At 74.9% G+C, this 2,193-nt stretch carries 3 protein-coding genes and 1 pseudogene; 1 reads left to right on the top strand and 3 read right to left on the bottom strand.

Annotated elements, in window-relative coordinates; all coding sequences use genetic code 11:
- Together ACFU6K_RS37425 and dhaK are read right to left on the bottom strand one after the other, a co-directional pair.
- Window positions 1-260: DAK2 domain-containing protein (locus ACFU6K_RS37425; RefSeq protein WP_380670876.1), on the bottom strand; the 260-nt coding region annotated here is incomplete at its 3' end.
- A gap of 12 nt (window positions 261-272) precedes the next feature.
- Entirely contained in the window at window positions 273-1,268 is a 996-nt protein-coding gene (gene dhaK, locus ACFU6K_RS37420; RefSeq protein ID WP_380670874.1) for a dihydroxyacetone kinase subunit DhaK, read from the bottom strand.
- A 166-nt stretch (window positions 1,269-1,434) separates the two neighbouring features.
- Between dhaK and dhaM the strand changes: the two genes are divergently transcribed.
- Window positions 1,435-1,827, top strand: a complete 393-nt coding sequence (dhaM, locus tag ACFU6K_RS37415; protein ID WP_316527245.1) for a dihydroxyacetone kinase phosphoryl donor subunit DhaM — start codon at window positions 1,435-1,437, stop codon at window positions 1,825-1,827.
- 36 nt (window positions 1,828-1,863) lie between these two features.
- Here the strand turns inward: dhaM and ACFU6K_RS37410 are convergent.
- Window positions 1,864-2,193 (bottom strand): annotated as a pseudogene (locus ACFU6K_RS37410) (bifunctional 3'-5' exonuclease/DNA polymerase); the annotation flags it as partial.

The raw sequence follows: 2,193 nt of genomic DNA, 5'->3' as shown, positions 1-2,193 counted from the left end.
GCCTTGCCGTAGAGCGGGCCGGAGGCGCCGCCGACCTTGGAGATGAGGGTGGTGCCGGTCTTGGTGAGGACGGCGCCGGGGCCGGCCGGCCGGAGGCCGTCCAGGGCGGTCAGGGCGGCGGCGAAGCCGCGCTGGAGGTTGCTGCCGTGGTCGCCGTCGCCGATCGCGGAGTCGAGCTCGGTGAGCCGGGCCCGCTCCTTCTCGACGGCCGCGGCGATCGCGCGGACCCAGGCCTCGGCCAGCGGGGTGTCGAAGTCCATCGTGCGTCCTCCTCAGGCCCGCTTGAGGGCGGGGGTGTCGACCGGGGCGTCCCAGAGTTCCAGCAGCTCGGCGTCGGCCTTGGTGAGGGTGAGCGAGAAGCCCGCCATGTCCAGGCTGGTGACGTAGTTGCCGACCAGGCTGCGGGCCACCGTGATGCCGCGCTCGGCGAGCCGGGCGGCGACCTCGCCGTAGACCACGTACAGCTCCAGCAGCGGGGTCGCGCCGAGGCCGTTGAGCAGGGCGATCACCTCGTCGCCCGGGGTCAGGTGGTGGTCGGTCAGGATGGTCTCGACCACCTCGGCGGCCAGCTCGCGGGCCGGGCGGAGCTTCTCGCGCCGGCGGCCGGGCTCGCCGTGGATGCCGACGCCGACCTCGATCTCGTCCTCGGGCAGGTCGAAGCCGGGCTTGCCGGCGGCCGGGACGGTGGCCGCGGTGAGCGCGACGGCGAAGGAGCGGGAGGCGGCGTTGACCCGCTCGCCCAGGGCGGCCACGTCGTCCAGCGGGGCGCCGCGCTCGGCCAGCGCGCCGGCGGTCTTCTCGACCAGCACGGTCGCGCCGGTGCCCCGGCGGCCGGCCGTCCAGGTGGAGTCCTCGACCGCGACGTCGTCGTTGACCAGGACGGTGCGGACCTCCAGGCCCTCCTCGGCGGCGAGTTCGGCGGCGAGCTCGAAGTTCATCACGTCGCCGGTGTAGTTCTTCACGATGAAGACCACGCCGGCGCCGGTCTCCACGGCCTTGGCGGCGGCCAGCATCTGGTCCGGGACGGGCGAGGTGAAGACCTCGCCGGGGCAGGCGGCGTCGAGCATGCCGGGGCCGACGAAGCCGCCGTGCAGCGGTTCGTGGCCGGAGCCGCCGCCGGAGATCAGCGCGACCTTCGGGCCGGCCGGGCGGGCGGCCCGGGTGATCACCCGGTTGGGGACGTCCACCGTCAGCTCCGGATGGGCGGCGGCGATCCCGGCCAGGGCGTCCTCCAGGACGCTCTCCGGGGTGTTGATCAGCTTCTTCAACGCTCTTCGCTCCCTTGGTGACCTGGGTGACCTGGGTGAGGACGCCACGGCCGTCGACGCCGTAGCCCCGACGCTACGCCAGACGGGGGTGGTGGGCACGGGGTGCGACACGCGGGATTCCGATCACTCTCCCGGAGTACCTGGTTCCGGCCGTAGGGTCGGCCGCATGAGTGAGAACGTGGGCATTGTTCTGGTCTCGCACAGCGCCCGGCTCGCGGAGGGGCTGCGCGAGCTGCTCGGCGAACTCGCCTCGGACGGCGTGCGGGTGGTCGTCGCGGGCGGCACCGAGGACGGCGGGCTCGGCACCAGCTACGACCTGATCGCCGGGGCGATCGCGCGGGCCGACGCCGGGGCGGGCGTGGTCGTGCTGCCGGACCTCGGCAGCTCGGTGCTCACCGCCGTCACGGTGCTGGAGGACGAGCCGCGCCCGGGCGTGAAGCTGGTGGACGCGCCGTTCGTGGAGGGCGCGGTGGCCGCCGCCGTCACCGCCTCGACCGGGGCGGGCCTGGCCGAGGTGGTCGCGGCGGCCGAGGACGCGCGCGGGTTCCGGAAGCTCTGACGGCTCGGTCTCCGGGGATCGCTCAGCGTTCGGGGCTCACTTGGCGTCCGCGTAGCAGTCCACCACCGCCGTGCTGAGCGGGAAGCGCACCGGGGTGTCGCCGAACACCAGCCGGCGGGCCTCGTCGGCCGCTTCGGCGACGGCGGCGGCCACCTCGTCGGCGAGGTTGGCCGGGGTGTGCACGATCACCTCGTCGTGCTGGAAGAACACCAGGTGCGGACGGTCCGCCGGGCCCGCCGCGGGCAGCTCGTTCAGCCGCCGGCGCAGGGCGGCGAGCAGGGCCAGCGCCCAGTCGGCGGCGCTGGCCTGGATGACGAAGTTGCGGGTGAAGCGGCCGCGGGCGCGGGCGGTGCGGCCGCCGGCCTC

It is taken from the genome of Kitasatospora sp. NPDC057512, from assembly GCF_042802135.1.
In the GTDB taxonomy this organism is placed as follows: domain Bacteria; phylum Actinomycetota; class Actinomycetes; order Streptomycetales; family Streptomycetaceae; genus Kitasatospora.
The sequence above is the reverse complement of the archived record's forward strand: the minus strand, read 5'-3'. Positions and strand labels throughout refer to the sequence as shown.

Bases quoted from the DNA above. Each gene is read 5' to 3' on its own strand.
- dhaM (WP_316527245.1), top strand. From the start codon at position 1,435: ATGAGTGAGAACGTGGGCATTGTTCTGGTCTCGCACAGCGCCCGGCTC.